Origin of the sequence: Ktedonobacter robiniae (genome assembly GCF_016587375.1) — a bacterium.
In the GTDB taxonomy this organism is placed as follows: Bacteria; Chloroflexota; Ktedonobacteria; order Ktedonobacterales; family Ktedonobacteraceae; genus Ktedonobacter; species Ktedonobacter robiniae.
Window position 1 is genome coordinate 990,874 of record NZ_BNJG01000001.1, and the last position, 17,930, is coordinate 1,008,803.

Genomic DNA, 17,930 nt, shown 5'->3' on the forward strand with positions numbered 1-17,930 from the left:
GGCTCCAGATGAGCAAGATACGTTTGATGCTGGTTGATGATCATGAAGTGGTACGCCTGGGCATGCGCGCTGCGTTCGAGCTTGAGCCAGATATTACCATTGTGGGCGAGGCCAGCAATGGCGCTGAGGCCGTCGCCAAGGTCGGAGTCCTCGCCCCCCAGGTGATCCTGATGGATGTGCGCATGGAGAAGATGAGCGGGATCGAGGCCTGCCGCGAGATTAAGAGCCGCGATCCCCAGGTCAATATTTTGATGATTACGTCCTACACAGATGAACGCGCCATCCTCGCCTCCGCGCTCGCCGGGGCCAGCGGCTACCTGCTCAAAAACGTGAGTCGTGCCGAACTGCTCAAGGCCATTCGCCGGGTCGCCACCGGGGCCTCGCTGCTCGATCCCAAACAGAGGCAGCAAGCGCTCGCGACCGCGACGGCCAGCGCGCCTAAGGAGGCCATTACCGAGCGCGAACGCGAAGTCCTGGCCCTCGTCGCCCGTGGCTATACTAACAAGCAGATCGCCGAAGGACTCTCCATGAGCGAGAAGACGGCGCGCAATCATGTCAGCCATATCCTAGAAAAGCTGGGCCTGACGCGGCGCAGCGAGGCCGCCGCCTACGCCGTCGAACACAACCTTGTGCCACTACGCCAATCCCAGCGGCACGAGGAGAAAAATGAATAAAAGAAAGAGAATAATTTATGAGCGATATCGCCAATCAACAATACCTGTTAGGCAATCAGTATCAGAACGCTGAGAAGTTGAATGTTCGCATCCAGCTTCACCAGCGCTTTAGCCAGAATAAATATGACTGGCACCGCTGGGTCTTCGATCACCTGGCATTTACCCCTGGCGCTAAAGTGCTTGAGTTGGGGTGTGGTCCCGCGCATCTCTGGCAACGGAACCTGGATCGTTTACCCTCAGATTCTTCTATCACACTCTCCGACTTCTCCGCTGGAATGCTGGATGAGGCCCAGCAGACGTTGGCGAAGAGTTCTTATCCCTTCACCTTTCAGGTTATCGACGCGCAGGCCATTCCCTTACCAGACCAGAGCCTGGACATGGTGATTGCCAACCATATGCTCTATCATGTGCCTGACCGCCAGAAGGCCCTGGCTGAGATCAGGCGCGTCCTCAAGCCCACAGGGCGCTTCTATGCCGCGACCAATGGGCGCGACAACCTCAAGGAAATCAGAGAACTCTTCCACCAGGTCGCGGGCAATTATTTGTGGGGCGAACAGGGACAGCTCACCTTTCACCTGGAGATGGGAGAGGAAGAGTTACGCCAGCATTTCGCCGGCGTAGAGATCATTCGCAACGAAGATCAGCTCGTGGTCACCGAGGCCGAACCGTTGATCGACTATATACTCTCAGGCAGCGCGGGCAAGGATCTGACGGATGAGCAGAAGGCCACGCTGGCGGAGATCATTGAGAGGCAGATCGCCACGCTGGGAGCCGTGCGCATCCAAAAGATCGCGGGTCTCTTTATAGCACATGGCTGATTCAGGTGAAAAAAGGAGTACCCCTGGCCAGCCTGTGGTTGGCCAGGGGGTACTCCTTTTTTCACCTGAATCAATTAAACACTTTCAGGTTGCTATAGACGACATCGGCATCTTCCTTCTGCGCGTTGGCAAGAAAGGCGATGACACCTTGATCTGGATGGTCAGCATTGCTGAGCGATGCGACAAAGGTGTTGTTGACATAGAATGAGAGCGTTGTCCCGTGAGCGATGATTTGGAGCGTATTCTTGACGCCAGGACCCGTGTGGAAACCTGTGGTAATGGTATCCTCTTTCAAGGGAGTAGAGCCAGTGGAGAAGTTCCCCGAAGAAGAGATTTTGTAGTGGCCATCGGGTCCAATCTGAAAGAGATAGCCCGCGTAGGTTCCAATGACGCTCTTGGCGACACGGAAGTAGACGCCGCCGCCATCGCCGCTCTTGATGAGCATATCTACGCTAATGGTCTGGTCGCCAAACTGTTTCTGGCTCTCCGAGCAACCCTTATTTGAGCTTGAGCCTAGAAAACCCTTGGCCACCGTCACGTGATAGCCCTCATTAGGAATGAAGGAACAGCTAGAGCTTGATTCCCATCCCGCCTCGCTGCCGGCGTCCGTCAGGGGGTCCTGATAGACGGCGTTGGTCGCAGTCGCGGTTCTGATGATCGAGGCTGTCGCCTGCGCCTGCTGAGTGGCCTGCGCCTGCGCCTGCGCTGTCTGGGTCGCGCCAGGGTCCTGGGTGCTAGTCGCCGTGGCGCTCGAGCCGTTTGTGCCGTTGTTGCTGGTGCCTGGCGTGCCGTTCTTCAAGAGCATATAGGCGGGAACGGCGATGATCAGCAAGATGAGAAGGGCAACACCAATCATAATGTAGCCACGATTGGGAGAGGGTGGCTCGGGTGGTGGGGTAGGCGTGGCGGGACGTGGACGCGGCGCCTGGTGTTGGGGTGAGGAGGCAGAACGCGCCTGGGACTGGTCATAGCGATCCTGCTGCCCGTAGCGCTGCTGCTCTGGAGGATACTGGCGAGACTGAGGCTGCCCATAACCCTGTTGCCCGTAGTTCTGCTGAGAAGTTCGGGGCGCCTGCTCACGTGTGGGAGTGCCAGCGTGCGGGGCATAGTTCTGGGGCGAATGCGCCGCCTGGTAAGGAGGCTGGCCCCGGTTGGGTTCGGCTGCGCGCTGCCCGGCAGGCGGCGCTGGCAATACCAGCGGACCATCAGCGCGCTCGGTACGCAGCGAATGGATGGATGGCTCGGCGGGAGCCGCCTCAGCGCGCTCGGTGCGCGCCGAATGCATGGTTCCGGCGGGGAACTCTCCCCGGACCGTGCGGTCGGAGTGGGGGGTGGCTCCCTTCGGCTCTGATTTAGCCTGCGGCTGCTCCTGGAGCGCATTGGTGAAGGCATCGGCCATCTCGGTCGCGCTGGAGTAGCGTAGCTCCGGACGCTTCTCCAGAGACTTGAGAATGACCTTCTCGGCGGCAACGGGCAGGTTTGAGGCATAGCGTCGTGGCGATGGCGGCTGCTTATTGATGTGCATCGAAACAACGGCGATCTGGTTCGCGGCCTCAAAGGGTACACGGCCAGTGACCATCTCAAAGAGTAGCACACCCAGACCATAGAGATCGCTGCGGGCGTCGGCCTTGTGGTCCTCCTCGAAGAGTTCCGGCGCCATGTAGTCAACCGTACCCATCAAGAAGCCGGTCGAGGTGAGTTGGGTCACATCGCCGGTGTTACGCGCGATGCCAAAATCAGCAAGGTAACAACGCCCCTCGTTGTCCAGCAGGACATTTGAAGACTTGATATCGCGATGGATAATACCACGCGCATGGATATAATCGAGGGCGGAGCCGATATCGCGCAAGATACGGGCGGCATCCTCTGGTTTGAGCGGCGAGCGGCGCAGGCGGGTGCGTAGCGTCCCCCCCTCAAGATAGGGCATCACCAAATAGTAGCACTCGTAACCATCAACGCTGTTGCTACCCGCGTCAAAAATAGGAATAAGATAAGGGTGGCGCAACTGTGCCATTACCCGGGCTTCGCGCTCGAAGCGACGGCGCATCTCTTCATCGTCGCGTTTAAATACTTTGACTGCCACGATACGCTGGAAGCGGGTGTCGTATCCCTCGTATACGTCCGCCATACCACCTTTACCGATGATTTGTCGCAATTCGTAGCGGTCAAGGGTCCTTCCTTCCAGGTCTGCCATAACTTTTCTCCCGAAAGAATTTATTTCTGTGATGAGTTCTCTCTCAAACGAACGAGACTTACGCACTATTATACCGTACGCGTCGACTATTGCACGCTCGCTTGCCTGTTTTGCCTATGCATGAAAAATAAAGGGCGCAGGGCAGGCGTCCAGGGCAATTAGCAGCATACCACGCAGAGATTAACTGTGCTGTTAGCAAGCTCACAACCTACACAATTGTGCCAAAAAAAAGAGACCCGAACTAACGCATGTACAACGATGCGCCGTTCGGGTCTCCCTCAGGTTGAAACGAAATCAGCTTGCGTCCTTACAAACCGTGGTGGAGTTTTTTGCATAGCTCCTTATGCGAAAACCAACCCCCATTCGGGGGCGCAGCGCCACTCTCGTGGCTAGCGCTTTGCGCTCAGGTTTTTCGATAGGAAGAGTAAAAGAGAAAGAAAAGAAAGATAGTTTTAGTATTGGTTATAGCATTGGTAACAAGCGCTCCAGGTCCTCTTCACCGAGCCAGAGCAGGGGAAGACATCTTCCTCCAATGCTAGCATCAGGTGGTCGGCTTCACGCCAGGCCGTTTCATACATAACCGAGGTCACCGCTTGCTTGCGTAGTGCCTCGTCCAGGTCGACGATCCCCAGCAGGTGAATCTCCCCCAGAGGCGAGACGTCGATAGTAAGATAGAGGCCCTCGCAAGTGAGCATGCCCTGTTCATTAAGATAGTGACGCGCCACAATATCTACGCGCCAGCGCACCAGTTCGCGCTGCGCATTAAAGATAGAGGTGACGACATAACGAGCGCCAGCCGGGAAGTGTTGCAACCAAAGGAAGCCATCGTCGGCTATGCACACTTCCGTCCCTGGCAACGTTACCATGAGCGGCTCGCGCACGTGCTCCAGTAAGAGCAGGCTTACATAGCCTGAGAACTCGCGCGAGTCGATGCGCGTCATGGCAAAGCGTTTCTTTTGTAGATCTGGTCCGTCCGGGTGATCTACCTGCCACGTTTTCATTATAGGGACCCTCTACTCATAGTTTTTGCGAATGTATTGCATTTATTTTCTAGCATTTTCTTTCTAGCAATTTTAGCCAAGTATAGCATAACTCTTCGTGCCTGCGCCGCACAGAAAGAAGTTAATAATCGAGGGCGAGGATGTAGTTGCAGGTGTTGGCCATCTTTTGGAGGGCGGAGTCTGAGGAGAGCTGGCCGGTGAGCGCGCTGGTATAGCTAGTGGTGATGGTTGAGCGGCATTGGTCCCAGGCGGGGAGAATGCTAGGCACGAAGCCGTAGGCGATGGATTCGGGGCCGGCTTTGCGCTCGGGATAACGTGTGTAGAAGGCCTTGAGGGGTGCGCCCTCATAGGCGGACTTGCGCACGGGAATATAGCCTGTGGCCTGGACGAAAGTCGCATTTGCTTCGGGGCTGACGAGAAACTTCATAAAGTCCCAGGCCGCATTCCGGGCCGCGTTGTCGCTGTTGGAGAAGAGGGCAAGGTTTGTACCGTAGAGCGAGGTATAGCGTCCACCTGGGCCGGAGGGCAACGGAACCTGGCCTATATGCAGCTTATTATGTATGCTCTTGAGCAGGTAGGGGTAATGCGAGACAGAGCCGATGGCGAAGGCCGCCTTGCCCGAGGTAAAGTCGCGCTGCCAGGCATCCCCACGGGTGATATGGATCGCGCCAGAGTCAGCCAGGGGAGACAGGTCATCCATAGCTTGTAGAGCGGATTTCGCATTCGCACCCTCGCTAAAGGTAGTCATCTTTTTGTCCGCGCTAATAAAGTCACCGCCTCCAAAGGCTTTATAGAAAGTTGCCCACTCGTCGACCTGGGGCGTAAAGGAGAGGCCCCAGCACGAGCCGTCGCCCTTAGAGACCTTCTTAATAGCAGCCTCCAGTTCACTCATGGTATCCGGCGGTTTGATGCCTGCCGCCTTCAAGAGATCAGCGTTATAGTAGAGCACCTCAACGCTCTTGTTGAAGGGCAGCATATACTGGGTGCCGGCGAGCTGGCCATCACGCCAGAGCGTGGGGTAGAAATCAGCGATATCGGCCTGGCTTAAGCCGTTCTTGCCGGAGATATAGGGCTGGAGTGAAGCGAGCGCGTTGACCTGCTGGTATTGCGCGGCCCAGCTCTCATAAACCTGGGCCATAGTGGGAGTCTTATGGGCCGCGATGGCCGCCAGGAGCCTGGTCTTCAAGGTGTCATAGGAGTCAAAGGCCTGGAGATTGATGGTGACATTAGGATGCTGATCCATATATTGCTGAGCGAGCTGCTCAACGGCGTCTTTGTCAGCTCCGCTGGGGAAAGCTTCCCAAAATTCGACCGTGTATGTCGCGCCCGGATCCAAGATACCAAGAAGCCCCGTCTGCACACGCCTGGCACTCTCATTGAAGCCACATCCACTCAATGGCATAAATAAAAGTACAAGGCAGAAGCATGCCACTATAGGGGCACGCGACCAACGATAAGTCATGTTCTTCCCCCTTGCTAAAACTAGCGAGCTATGTCTTACCCTTTTGTGCCATCGGCGGTGAACCTTTCATGAAACTGCTTATACGACAGCAGGGTAGACGTATGACAAACCTATTTACATATGGGAACCATTTGATACCCTCTTTCCCTTACACCAACCTGGGCCATACACCCACTTTGTTTTAGCATGGAGAATAAAACAGCGCATTTATTTTAATCAATAAAGAAGTAAGGGATGTGAAAATGCGCAGGCATTTTCACATCCCTTACTTCTTTATTGATTCTTCAATTTTTTAGGAGCGAATGGGTTCCTGGACGGGGGACTGGGCTTGCGCCTGGGCCTGGAGTTGCGCGTGCCATGCGCGCAAGATGCGCTCAGGGGTCAGGGGGAGCGATGGCAGGCGGATTCCGGTAGCGGAGGCCACGGCGTTGGCGATGGCCGGGGCGACCGCGCCCATGGCGACCTCGGAGACGGCTTTGGCCCCAAAAGGCCCGGCAGGCTCGGTCGTCTCAACCAGGTAGACCTGAGTGCGCGGCATGTCGGCCGCGTTATACAGGTGGTAGTCGCCCAGGTGCTTTGTGAGCGGCTGCCCCTTCGCGTCATAGAGCAATTCTTCGCTTAAGGCGCTGCCCAGGCCCTGGGCAAGCGAGCCCTGAATACGTGTCTCGGTGAGCAGGGGATTGATGACGCGCCCGGCATCCACGGCAGCGAGAATCTGCTCCACACGCACATCGCCAGTCTCGGTATCAACCTCTACCTCCGCGCCAACCACGGCGAAGGTCAGAGGCACCTGCGCCAGGCGCCAGGAGGCACTGGTCATCAACTGGCGATTCTCGACATAGAGCGCATAGGCCGCGACCTGGGCAACGGTGAAGTCCTGCTCACCCGCGCCAGAGATCAGGCCATCACTCATCTTCAAGGCCTCAGGCAAGGCATTGAGCATGCGGCCTGCAATGGCCAGGATCTGGCGGCGCATTTGTTCAGAGGCCTTGCGCACCGCGCCACCGCCAAGGTAGAGCGTCGAAGTAACCCCCTCACCTATGGCCGTGGGCGTCACAGCTGTATCTTCAATATAGATGACTATGCTCTCCAGAGCCACGCCCAGGGTCTCAGCGGCGATCTGGGCCAGGAGGGTGCGCTCGTTATCCTCGCAGCTACCAGCGCCGACGAAGATATCAAAGGACCCGTCCTCGTTGAGCTTCATGGTCGCGCCACTGGTGGAGGCTGGAGGCAGGGGGCTGCCCTGCACCGTCAGAGCTACGCCCACACCACGGCGCAGGCGTCCATTGTTGACCACTCCGCGCTTGATATGCCAGCCCAGCTTCTCCTCGACCAGGCGCAGACATTCGGCCAGCCCGCTGCTCTCCACGAGCAAGGAGCCGACATCCTGGCCCGCGGTAGCAGCCTTGGCCAGGACAAGCTCATCACCTGTGCGCAGCCAGTTACGGCGACGCAATTCAAGCGCATCCAGGCGCAGGCGACGCGCGATCTCATCCAGGTGGCTCTCAAGGGCGAAGGCCTCCTGCGCGGAGCTATAGCCTCTCAAGGCGCTGGAAGGCGGTGTGTTGGTATAGAGTACCTCGGCGACATAGCGCATATTCGCGCAGGGATAGAGCGAGAGGGCCTGCGAAACCACGCCCTCGGGCGCTGTAAGAGGATGCGTGGCGTAGGCGCCAGTGCTGGTCAAGAGCGCCATCTGGTTGGCGACCAGTTTGCCATCTTGTTTGACGCCAGTTTTCAGACGAATGATATAGTTTGGCCAGACGGGACTGCTGGTAAACTCCTCGCTACGGGAGAAGGCCAGGGTCACGGGTCGCCCCGTCACCTGGGTCGCCAGTGCACAGAGGTCTTCCAAGACCACAGCCTGCTTGCTACCAAAGCCGCCGCCGACCTCGGGACGAATGACACGCACCTTACGCAGGGGTAGATTAAGCAGGCGCGCCAGGGTGCGTCGCACATGATGCGGACTCTGTGTATTGGTCCTGACAACCAGCACCCCATCCGCGTCGAGATAGGTTACCACGCGATGGGTCTCAAGCGGGGCGGGCTGTGCCATTGGCACTATATACTCACCCTCGACGATCACATCGGCCTCTTCGAAGCCCTTATCGACATCGCCGACCTCGTTGCGCACACGTGTCGCAATATTATGGGCGGCATCAAAAATGCCTCGCGCCTCCGACTCAGGATGCACACGCGGTGCATTCTGTTCCAGCGCCTGGCGAGGATCAAGCAGCGCGGGCTTGACTTCATACTCAACCTGAATTAGCCCCAGAGCCTCTTCAGCTATCTCGGGTGACTCCGCGACGACGAGCGCCACGCGATCCCCAGCGTAGCGCAGGACATAATCGAGTAAGAACTGGTCATATGGACCACTCTCCAGCAAACCACGCTCGACGCTGGAATAGGGAGAGCGCGGCACATCTTTATACGTCAATACGGCATGTACGCCGGAGACGGCCCTGGCCTCCGCGACATCGATATCACGAATGACGGCATGAGCGTGGGGACTAGTCAGCAGGCGCGCGTGCAGCATACCACGCCGCTCGATATCGGTCACAAAGGTAGGCGTACCGCTCACAAGCTGCGCGGCGTTGCTCATCGGCAGAGGCTTGCCAACAATGGCATACTCGGTATCGGCGTTGGCACTCATCCCACTGGTAATCACGGGCAAGCGATCGGTCGCGCCATTTGCGGTAAGCTGGCGATCCATGCCCAGGGCGGCCAGGGGATTCTGCTCGCTCTGGCGCACGACGTTGGGGGTTACTTCCTCAACCTCTTCGCCACGTAGCAAGGCAGCGGCACGCAATACAGCCTGCACAGGCTTCTCATATCCGCCACAGCGGCAGAGGTTGCCCGAGAGAGCCTCGCGCACCTCTTCGTCACTGGGATGGTTGTTGCGCTGAAGTAAGGCATAGGCTGAAAGCAGCATACCCGAAGAACAGAAGCCACAGGGAGCTGTTCCGACCTCGACGAAGGAGCGCTGCAGGGTACTCAAGCCCTGCGCACTGGGCAATCCCTCGACCGTGGTCAAGGAACAGCCGCCAGCCTGGGCCGCCAGCATCACACAGGCTGGACGCGCCACGCCATCGACAACTACCGTGCAGGCGCCACAATCGCCCGTCTCGCAGCCCTGCCGGGTTCCATAGTACCCTTCGCGCCGCAGGAGGGAGAGCAGCGTCTCATTCGCCTCCACCTGCAAACTGGTGATGACGCCATTAATCTGTAGCTCTAGTTCCATTAGACATCTCTCCCTGTGCCTGAGGCGACGCTACTACGCCAGTGCGCGCTATTGATCGCCTCTTCTAATGCATGAAACGCCAGGTTTGCGCCGCTGACGCGTCGATAACTTCCACTTACGCGCACATCCGTTGGAGGTCGGAAGAGGGGAATGCCATTGCGCACAATGGCCTGGAGCGTGTTAGAGCTAACCGGCTGGGCCGCGGGCTGACCCTCCAATTGCTGCTCGATGGCTGTTACGCGTACGGGTTCCATATTCACACCACCAAAGGCCAGGCGCACACGCTTATAGAGACCGTTCTCGATCTCGACGAGAGCGACAGCGTTCAGAAGGGAGGCGTCAGAGGGGGCACGGCTCACACGCTGAAAAGAGGTACCACAGGCGGTGAGTGGACGCGGAATGGCGATCTCGGTAATCAACTCGTTGGGGCGGCGCTCTAACTCAAACGTGCTACTGGCGATGCGACGTTCCTGCCGACCCTTGAAGACCACCCCAGAGAGGGCCAGGCCGGGGCGATCCGTCGAGCCTCCACTGAGATTCACCTGTGTGCGCGAGCCTGAGCGTACTACTATCTCGGCATCTAGTGCCACCAGGGCCGTCAAGAGATCGGCCTGGGAGACTGGACCCGTCGCAACGGTGCCCCCAATAGTCGCGCTATTGCGGATCAGGCGCGACGAGGCGGAGGCATGCGCGGCCTGTGAAAGCACATCGATGCCTATGCCTTTAAGTTGAGGAGCCTCTGAGAGCGTTTGTAAGGTGGTCATGGCTCCAATGCGAAGATAGTTAGAATTATTATTGGAGCTATCCTCAATATACGCGAGTTGCAGATCACGTAGATCCACAACCGCCTGAATATGCTCATCCCTCACACCCAATAAATATGTCCCCCCAGCCAGGGGAACGGTTTTCACATCCAACCGCCCCAGCAGGAGGAGGGCATCCTCAATATGTTCCGCCCAATGATATTCAACAAGCTTTAGTAGCATGTACGATTACCTTCGTTGAAGAGGAAGCAATGTAAACGTTTCAACATCGACCAGTCCCTGGTCTGTAAGTTTTAGTGCCGGAATCACCGAGAGCGAGAGAAAGCTCAAGGTCATACAAGGGTGCGCCAGGGTACAGCCAAGCTCTGCCGCCGTGGCATCCAGGGCCTGCAACTGCCGCAAAAGTACAGAGACAGGCTCCAGCGAGACCAGCCCTCCAAGCGGCAGGGGTACCCGCGCACGCACCACGCCATCTACCACACAGGCAAAGCCGCCGCCCATCTCTTCCAGCGCCCGCGCGGCGTGTAGCATATCCTGATCATTGGTACCCGCGATCACCAGGTTATGCGCGTCGTGAGCCACGCTCGAGGCCAGGGCACCGCGCTTGAGCCCCAGGCCCTTCACCAGCCCCACCCCAACGCGACCGCTGGCATGATGCCGCTCGACAACCGCCAGTTTGAGCAGATCCCGCGCTGGATCGGCGATAAGCTCACCATCCAGGCACGGCGCCTCCTCTTGTAGGTGCAGTGTCGTGATCTGGTCAGGCTCAATGCCAATGACTTCGACCTTCCCGGGCTGGCCCGGAAGCTTGAAGTTGTCAAGCGTGAGATTACCAATATGGATGGTATTAGGAGCTTCTTGCATCTGTGCGCCACCAGCGGGAACCGTAAGCTTACCCGCGCATGCCACCATTTTACCATCTTTATAGACCGACCCGACGTTAAAGGTCTTCAGATCATCGAGCACCACCATATCGGCGACGAAGCCGGGGGCCAGCGCCCCGCGATCATACAGGCGGAAATATTGCGCCGTATTATAGGATGCCAGGCGAATGGCCTCCACAGGCTCCAGACCCAATTCGATGGCGCGCCGCACCATGGAATCGATATGTCCGCGCGCGACCAGATCCTGCGGATCGCGATCATCGGTTACAAAGAAGACGCGTGGCGGGTGCAATTCATGTACCAGGGGCAACAGCGCTTCGAGATTGCGCGCCGCCGAGCCTTCACGAATCATCAACCACATGCCGAGGCGGATACGCTCGCGGGCCTCCTCCAGTGTCGTGCATTCGTGGTCGGAGTGTACGCCAGCGGCGGCATAGGCGCTCAAATCCTTGCCACGTAGTCCTGGTGCGTGGCCATCTACCACCTGCCCATGCCGATGCGTCGCCTCAATCTTGGCGAGGACCTGCTCGTCCTGCGTCAGCACTCCTGGCATATTCATCATCTCCGCCAGGCCAAGAACGCGCTCATGTGAGAGCAAGGGCAGGAGGTCTTCAGCACGCATCACCTTATAGGGGCTTTCATAGCTCGAGGCAGGGACGCATGAAGAGAGCAGCACATAGCTGGTAAGCGGAAGATCCTTTCCGGCATCGAGCACATACTCGATGCCCTCGCGCCCCAGGACATTGGCGAACTCGTGTGGATCGAGCATCACCGCCGTCACACCACGTGGAACAACCAGGCGCGCGAACTCGGAGAGTTGGAGCATCGTACTCTCGATATGCATATGTCCATCGATCAGGCCAGGCGCGAGCCAGCGCCCCTCCAGATCACGCTCTTCTTTTGCTTGATAGCCTGATCCAGGGGCAGCAATACCCGCGATATATCCATCGGCCAGAACCACGTCGGCCAGATAGCACTCCCCGCTGCACACATTCACCAGGCGCGCATTGCGCAACAAAAGATCCCCGGACTGCTCTCCCCGCGCGACCTGGATACGGCGCCGCAAATTCTCCATACCACATCCCTCATCGACAATGACAAAACGACGATATTTTTAGAACTCAGTAGCAGATTTTAGCACATGAAGAGGCCATTCATATAATTTGTCAGTGTACATCACCATTATGGGTAAGCCAACGGATTGGTAGGCTCCATCGTATTAGTAGTAACGAGGTGGTAGCCCGCTACTTGTGTACGCGGTTACTGTACCACACCATCAAAGACTGGAAAAGCAACGTGCACACAGCGTTTAGTCATCTTGTAAAAGGTCCAGAAAGGATCGAAGAGATCATGAGTAATTCGACATCGTCCTCACTGGCCAAGATCGCCGCCCTTATAGGCGGGGCCACGGTTGGTGTGCTGATCGCCAACTGGCTCGATGAACAACTCTTATCGCGTGCGCGCAAGCGCTCAGACTATGACCGCACCCGCTACGAGCAGGGACTGGGACCAATCGCCGTTACACCACGCGCAATGGAGCCTGGCACCGCCGAAGAGATGTCAGACAACAACCTATGAATAGGAAGGGAGACGCCATGAGCAGCATGACCCCTGGAGAACGTGTTCGCGCCGCGGTGGCAGGCGAAGAGGTGGATCGTGTGCCACTTTGCTTCTGGCACCACTTTCGGCCTGAGGGATCTGGCACACGCCTGGCCGAATTGACCAAGCACTTTTTTGTCGACACCTTTAAGCTAGATATCGCGAAGATCATGCCCGATCTCCCCTATCCAGCACCAGACACGGGACAGATAACGGTCGAGCAGATGCGCTTCTTGCCTCGCCTGGACCTGGATATGCCGAGCTTTCGTGAACAGGTCACCTGTGTGCGTACTCTGCGCGGGATGCTGGGTGATGACTATCCCATCCTGCTCACCCTCTTTAGCCCACTGACCTATGCCATACGCTTCCTGGGTAAAGAGCAGGCACTGGCAGCAGCTAAAAACCAGCCTGACCTGCTTGGCGAGGGCCTGGGGACAATAGCGGCCAACCTGCATAAACTGATGGAGGCGGCGCTTGAGGCGGGTGCCAGTGGCATCTTCTTCTCATGTATGGGCGCGACCACGGCCGATCTGACCCTGGATGAGTATGCGGCAGTTGGCTATCCCTATGACATACAGGCCTTGCACGGCGCCAATGGCGGCTGGCTCAATACCATCCATATCCACGCTGATCCAAACCAGGGTACGGACCAGATCTACTTTGAGTTCTTTGACCGCTATCCCGCGCAGGTTCTGAGTTGGAGTGATCGCCTGACGGGTCCCAACCTGGAGGAGGCGCGAACCCTGACCGAGAAGTGTCTGATGGGTGGACTCTTTGAGCGCGGCCCCCTGACACATGGTAGCGAGACCGAGATTGAGAACGAAATGCTCTCCGCCATCATCCAGACCAAAGGACACAAATTGATCCTCGCCAACGGCTGCTCCATCCCTGATGACACTCCCGAGCAGTGGCTACATACAGCACGCAAACTCATCGACAATCCCCGTTAATGGAACGGTAGGATGTGTGCATGGGCAACGGGCTTTGTCCGTTGCCCATGCACACATCCTACCATCCTATTTCTAGGCGAAAGCGGCCCAGGGATTGGAGGGGTAGAGAGACATAGCAGAGAAGGGCATAGGCTCGCTATCAGCAGCGGGGAGAGGCGTCACCACACGACTACGTAGCGAGCGCAGCGTATCTTCCAGACGATCAAGAATCGTGTCGATCTCGCGATAGCTGATAATCAGTGGAGGTTCGACGCGAATCACGCGTGAGTTATTGAGCGTCCCCGAAATGAGCACGCCGCGCTTGAAGAGACCCGACGCCACGGCATAGCCGGTCTCATCATTGACAAAATGCTGGCCGAGCAAGAGACCCTTACCGCTGATCCCGCGATAGATATCGCTGTAACGCTCGGCGAGGCCCTCCAACTGGCGCTTGAAGTAGGCCCCCTTCTCCGCGGCCTGCTCAACGATGCCCTCCTCAAGGGTCACATTGATCGCAGCAAGCGCGGCGGCACATGCCAGGGGGTTGCCACCTGTGGTTGAAGTATGGATGAAAGGATTTTCGTTGAAGACCTGCCAGATCTTTGGCGTCGCCATAAAGGTCCCAATGGGCATCACCCCACCACCGAGCGCCTTGGCGGAAGTAATAATATCTGGCGCGACATTCCAGTGCTCAACACCCCAGAACTTGCCTGTCCGTCCCATGCCGGTCTGCACTTCATCCGCAATCAAAAGCACTTCATATTCGTCACAGATGCGGCGCAGGCTCGGCCAGAAGTCATCGGGGGGCACAATCGCACCCGCCTCGCCCTGAATGGGTTCCATCACAACGGCGGCGATATCGTTGCCCACTTCCCGCGCGATGCGGAGCTGCTGCTCGACGGCCTGGGCATCGCCATAGGGGACATGATAGACATTGGGGTGGAGCGGGAGCGCGGGTCGTCTGAAGACCGCTTTCCCTGTCAGCGCAAGCGAGCCGGCCGTCTTACCATGGAAGCCATGGACCGCGGCGATAAAGCCACTCTTGCCCGTATACAGTTTGGCAAGCTTCATCGCGCCCTCAACGGCCTCGGTTCCACTCCCGACAAAGAAGCTATACTGGATATCGCCCGGCGTAACCTCTGCCAGCAGGTGCGCCAGCATGCCACGCAGCGGATCAAGCAATTCCTGCGTGGGCAGGGCACTCTTGCCCAGTTGCGCCTGGACCGCGGCAATAACTTTTGGATGCGACCAGCCCAGGTTGAAAATGCCAAAGCCACCCAGGCAATCAATAAACTCGCGCCCCAACACATCTTTAAAGGTGGCGCCCCGCCCATTCCACTCCACCGCGGCCACATCTTCGGCCTCCGCGACCGATTTGCGGTATTCAATAAAACCGCTATTGTAATACTTCGCAAAGTTCTCGACCGTGGTCTCGATCAACCACCGGGCCTCTTTGCGCTCAAGTTGAGGTTTTTGTACCACATCGAGATAGCGACGTGAAACATTTAAAGCCTTAAGTAAACTACCATCACTCATAAAAATCCTTTCGGGGAGCGCGAGCAAACGCAACCAATTCCATCCCGGGCCGCGCACCAGAAACACAACAGCGAAACAGAGACTGTTTCCTTAAGGGTTGCTTATGGAAATGGGCAATGGATATATAATCAAGCAAGCAAGCCAGGTAGCACACGCACACATGTGCTTAGCTACACTCGCTTAATTATCGAATAGAGTAGGAGAATAGTTTCTGCTGCGGGAACCTGCATCACGGCTATAAATAGCTCTGTGTACTCAGGATTCCGAGAGATTATGTATGGGGAAAAGGCATGAAGAGCTCAGGGGTAACAGGTGGAGAGGTGCGTGACACTAGCTGCCTGCCCTTTTCTGTAGGTACTGCTCATAATCAGCTCCTGGATTTCGGGAAGATTCGCTTCGATGCGCCAAGCTAAGCCGTCCCGGCGGACGTCAGCCTTATCGACGAAGACCTTTATACCTAAGATACGCAAGAAGTCGCGTTTTTCCTGGTACGACAGATTGCCGCGGGCAGTCTTGACTGTCTTGCACCAGGCGAGGATTTTTTCAGCCTGGGCAGCTAACCGCTCGGTGCCAATCATGCCGGATTCAACCAGCATCTTTTCTTCTTGCTTTGCCTTGAGATGTGTGTATTCGTCACTAAGTAATCCTAGTATAACATCTCGCGCTACCCCTTTCAAAGCCGGGTTGGCAATATCTGCGGTGTACTGGGCGATTTTGGCTTGTGAGTTGGTGATGCTATGCTCGATAGCCGCAATTTCCCGTAAGGAGGCGGCATTGTTGGTCGCCAGCTGGATGGCCTGCTCGATCAGGGCCACGTCATCGGCCAGGCCTACCATGTAGTCCCATACTAGCGCGTCGATTTTCTCGGCATTAATGGTATTAATGTGTTTTCCCTCACTGCAAAAGTAGTTCGGCCAGCGGCTTCTTGAGGAATTAACATGCATGGTGCACTTGCATAGCTCGCACTTCACGAAACCGGCGCGCAGTAAGAAGCGTTCCGGTTCTTTGCACTGGCGGCTCGATTCCGCCCGGTTGGTGCGTAGCCGCTCCTGGTTGCGCTCAAACAGCTCTGGCTCGATAATCATGGGGTAGGTGCCTTCTGGCAGCTCGACCGCCTCAAAGGGCTTTTTGGCGCCCGGCACGTGGCGGGTAAAGGCTTGGGCGGCCTTGCCGGTACGGCGCGGGTCAGATAGTATCTGGTGGATTGCGGCACGCGTCCATTTGCGTTCAGGATGGCTTACCAGTAAGTCCCGCAGCAGCGCCCGTGGCCCTTTGCCCTGGTCAAATTCCTCATGTATCCAGCGGCAAACCACCGCCTCCGCCTCATCTATAACGCGGTAATCCTTGGTTTGCGGGTCGTGCCATTTGTAGCCATAGAGCGGTTTCGGCCCCTCCTTAAAGATGCCCTGTTTGGCCATGCTGATGCGCCCGCTCATGGTCCTATCCATGATCTTTTCGCGTTCCATCTCGGCCACAAAGGAGAGAATCATGCGGGTAAACTTGCCCATCGGGGTGTCGTCGATCTTCTCCTTGACGCAATGCAGCGTGATCTTGTGGTGTTCCATTTCTTCCATCAGGATGGCGTTATGGACTTGTGAGCGGCTGAGGCGGTCAAGGGTACGGATAACGACACCCTGTATGTGGCCCTCGCGGTAGCGTTCGCGGGTGAGCGCCAGCTTTTCGCGCTCGCGGTACTGGTAACCGCTCCAGACTTCGCGGTGTACCAGCCCGACGACCAGGCCGTGTTCCTGGCAGTAGGCACGCCCTACGGCTTCCTGTTCATCCAGGCTGGTATTGTCTTCCTGGGGATCGGTACTGACGCGGCAGTAGATGTCAACGATCTGCGGCATAGCGGTAAATCCCTTTCTGGCGAACTGGGGCGGCCATAATCCAAGCCGCCCCTACGGAAAAACGTTGGTCGGTGCCTAGTTTTGGATGTAGAGTCCGAACAAAAAGCCGACGTTATACGCCAGGCGTTGTGACTCGTCGGCCATAAAGTCGCGGATAAAGGTCACTAACTCAATATCCGTGATTGGCCGGGTGTCGCGGTAGATAGCCTGCTGTCCGGCCTGAAAACCGGCGCGTACCTCAGGGTGCTCCAGATTGAACGGTAGTTGCAAGGTGGTCACTTCGTCACCTCCGGTGGTTGCTTGCTGAAACGATCGTCTTTCGTGCCGTACAGGGTGACACCGATGGGGCTGCCCTCGGTGCCAACGGTCACATCGGGTATACCATCGCTGTTGACATCCCGCGTCTCAAACACCACCACGGCGTTATCTGTCGCGGATTGCAGCATAAAGGTTTGGGCTTTCTCGGGGTGTCCTTCGGGGATGTCGTACACGGTCACAAAGCCCCGGTAGACTTCACCGACAAAGTAATGCCCTGACTGGTCATACTGCGCGATGTGGCTATCTCCAAAGTGCCACTGGGTTTGGAGGCCATTCCAGAACGGTAACAGCACATTGATGGTGAACATGAGCAACAATAAGCCGATGAACAAACCGCCGCCGATAGGTAACAGTACGCCGCCTTTCCGGGGCGCTGGCTCGGGTGCGTCCTCGGTACGCGGCGGCTCGTGCCGCTGCAAGTCTTTCTTCTTCATAAACTGCACCTGCCGGGGGTCGTAGCTCGGTGCGTCTTCTACGAGGACGTAGCCATTCGTGGCGAACTGGGCGCTCGTCAGCTTCGGCTTTTTCTTGTGCGGCCGTGGCGGTGGACCAGGCAATTCGCGAACCGGTCGGTAGGTCATGGCTACACCTGCCTTCCCTGGATAATGCGGCTGGCTTCCTCGGCCGTAAGCAATCCATCTACATATTGCTGGTTTACGG

At 57.2% G+C, this 17,930-nt stretch carries 14 protein-coding genes; 4 read left to right on the top strand and 10 right to left on the bottom strand.

Annotation, left to right across the window (positions count from 1 at the left end; translation table 11 throughout):
• The first annotated feature begins 8 nt into the window (after positions 1–8).
• Positions 9–674: a response regulator gene (locus tag JMJ04_RS04085; RefSeq protein WP_201369276.1), complete on the top strand. Its 666-nt coding sequence runs from the start codon at positions 9–11 to the stop codon at positions 672–674.
• 17 nt (positions 675–691) lie between these two features.
• A complete protein-coding gene (locus JMJ04_RS04090) occupies positions 692–1,492 on the top strand; it encodes a class I SAM-dependent methyltransferase (protein ID WP_201369277.1) in 801 nt (266 codons plus the stop codon).
• A 70-nt stretch (positions 1,493–1,562) separates the two neighbouring features.
• Here the strand turns inward: JMJ04_RS04090 and JMJ04_RS04095 are convergent, their stop codons facing one another.
• From JMJ04_RS04095 to ade, 6 genes are all read right to left on the bottom strand, one after another.
• Positions 1,563–3,686 carry a protein kinase domain-containing protein gene (locus JMJ04_RS04095; RefSeq protein ID WP_201369278.1) on the bottom strand — a complete coding sequence of 708 codons (2,124 nt, stop codon included), beginning with the start codon at positions 3,684–3,686 and terminating at the stop codon, positions 1,563–1,565.
• A gap of 452 nt (positions 3,687–4,138) precedes the next feature.
• Positions 4,139–4,687 (bottom strand): DUF402 domain-containing protein, encoded by a 549-nt coding sequence (locus JMJ04_RS04100; protein WP_201369279.1) that lies wholly within the window; start codon positions 4,685–4,687, stop codon positions 4,139–4,141.
• Between the two features lie 121 nt (positions 4,688–4,808).
• Positions 4,809–6,149 carry an ABC transporter substrate-binding protein gene (locus JMJ04_RS04105; protein ID WP_201369280.1) on the bottom strand — a complete coding sequence of 447 codons (1,341 nt, stop codon included), beginning with the start codon at positions 6,147–6,149 and terminating at the stop codon, positions 4,809–4,811.
• A 292-nt stretch (positions 6,150–6,441) separates the two neighbouring features.
• Positions 6,442–9,390, bottom strand: a complete 2,949-nt coding sequence (locus JMJ04_RS04110) for a molybdopterin-dependent oxidoreductase (RefSeq protein ID WP_201369281.1) — start codon at positions 9,388–9,390, stop codon at positions 6,442–6,444.
• Complete coding sequence (locus JMJ04_RS04115) at positions 9,390–10,376, bottom strand: FAD binding domain-containing protein (RefSeq protein WP_201369282.1); 987 nt, start codon at positions 10,374–10,376, stop codon at positions 9,390–9,392. The genes JMJ04_RS04110 and JMJ04_RS04115 overlap by 1 nt, the downstream gene beginning before the upstream one ends.
• Positions 10,377–10,382: 6 nt before the next feature.
• On the bottom strand, positions 10,383–12,113 hold the full coding sequence (gene ade, locus JMJ04_RS04120) for an adenine deaminase (protein WP_201369283.1): 1,731 nt from the start codon (positions 12,111–12,113) through the stop codon (positions 10,383–10,385).
• Between the two features lie 275 nt (positions 12,114–12,388).
• Here ade and JMJ04_RS04125 point away from each other — a divergent pair, with 275 nt between their 5' ends.
• Entirely contained in the window at positions 12,389–12,616 is a 228-nt protein-coding gene (locus JMJ04_RS04125) for a hypothetical protein (protein WP_201369284.1), read from the top strand.
• Between the two features lie 17 nt (positions 12,617–12,633).
• Positions 12,634–13,587 (top strand): uroporphyrinogen decarboxylase family protein, encoded by a 954-nt coding sequence (locus JMJ04_RS04130; protein ID WP_201369285.1) that lies wholly within the window; start codon positions 12,634–12,636, stop codon positions 13,585–13,587.
• Between the two features lie 72 nt (positions 13,588–13,659).
• Here JMJ04_RS04130 and JMJ04_RS04135 read toward each other — a convergent pair whose 3' ends face one another.
• The 4 genes from JMJ04_RS04135 to JMJ04_RS04150 form a co-directional block, all read right to left on the bottom strand.
• Positions 13,660–15,102: a putrescine aminotransferase gene (locus JMJ04_RS04135; protein WP_201369286.1), complete on the bottom strand. Its 1,443-nt coding sequence runs from the start codon at positions 15,100–15,102 to the stop codon at positions 13,660–13,662.
• Positions 15,103–15,401: 299 nt separating this feature from the next.
• Positions 15,402–16,952, bottom strand: a complete 1,551-nt coding sequence (locus JMJ04_RS04140; RefSeq protein ID WP_201369287.1) for a recombinase family protein — start codon at positions 16,950–16,952, stop codon at positions 15,402–15,404.
• 75 nt (positions 16,953–17,027) lie between these two features.
• Positions 17,028–17,231: a hypothetical protein gene (locus tag JMJ04_RS04145; protein ID WP_201369288.1), complete on the bottom strand. Its 204-nt coding sequence runs from the start codon at positions 17,229–17,231 to the stop codon at positions 17,028–17,030.
• A complete protein-coding gene (locus tag JMJ04_RS04150) occupies positions 17,228–17,851 on the bottom strand; it encodes a hypothetical protein (RefSeq protein ID WP_201369289.1) in 624 nt (207 codons plus the stop codon). Before JMJ04_RS04150 ends, JMJ04_RS04145 begins: the two co-directional genes overlap by 4 nt.
• Positions 17,852–17,930: the final 79 nt, after the last annotated feature.

What these genes read in the sequence shown, in the direction of transcription:
- JMJ04_RS04085 (WP_201369276.1), top strand. Translation starts at nt 9, where the DNA reads ATGAGCAAGATACGTTTGATGCTGGTTGATGATCATGAAGTGGTACGC.
- JMJ04_RS04090 (WP_201369277.1), top strand. Translation starts at nt 692, where the DNA reads ATGAGCGATATCGCCAATCAACAATACCTGTTAGGCAATCAGTATCAG.
- JMJ04_RS04095 (WP_201369278.1), bottom strand. Translation starts at nt 3,686, where the DNA reads ATGGCAGACCTGGAAGGAAGGACCCTTGACCGCTACGAATTGCGACAA.
- JMJ04_RS04100 (WP_201369279.1), bottom strand. Translation starts at nt 4,687, where the DNA reads ATGAAAACGTGGCAGGTAGATCACCCGGACGGACCAGATCTACAAAAG.
- JMJ04_RS04105 (WP_201369280.1), bottom strand. Translation starts at nt 6,149, where the DNA reads ATGACTTATCGTTGGTCGCGTGCCCCTATAGTGGCATGCTTCTGCCTT.
- JMJ04_RS04110 (WP_201369281.1), bottom strand. Translation starts at nt 9,390, where the DNA reads ATGGAACTAGAGCTACAGATTAATGGCGTCATCACCAGTTTGCAGGTG.
- JMJ04_RS04115 (WP_201369282.1), bottom strand. Translation starts at nt 10,376, where the DNA reads ATGCTACTAAAGCTTGTTGAATATCATTGGGCGGAACATATTGAGGAT.
- ade (WP_201369283.1), bottom strand. Translation starts at nt 12,113, where the DNA reads ATGGAGAATTTGCGGCGCCGTATCCAGGTCGCGCGGGGAGAGCAGTCC.
- JMJ04_RS04125 (WP_201369284.1), top strand. Translation starts at nt 12,389, where the DNA reads ATGAGTAATTCGACATCGTCCTCACTGGCCAAGATCGCCGCCCTTATA.
- JMJ04_RS04130 (WP_201369285.1), top strand. Translation starts at nt 12,634, where the DNA reads ATGAGCAGCATGACCCCTGGAGAACGTGTTCGCGCCGCGGTGGCAGGC.
- JMJ04_RS04135 (WP_201369286.1), bottom strand. Translation starts at nt 15,102, where the DNA reads ATGAGTGATGGTAGTTTACTTAAGGCTTTAAATGTTTCACGTCGCTAT.
- JMJ04_RS04140 (WP_201369287.1), bottom strand. Translation starts at nt 16,952, where the DNA reads ATGCCGCAGATCGTTGACATCTACTGCCGCGTCAGTACCGATCCCCAG.
- JMJ04_RS04150 (WP_201369289.1), bottom strand. Translation starts at nt 17,851, where the DNA reads ATGACCTACCGACCGGTTCGCGAATTGCCTGGTCCACCGCCACGGCCG.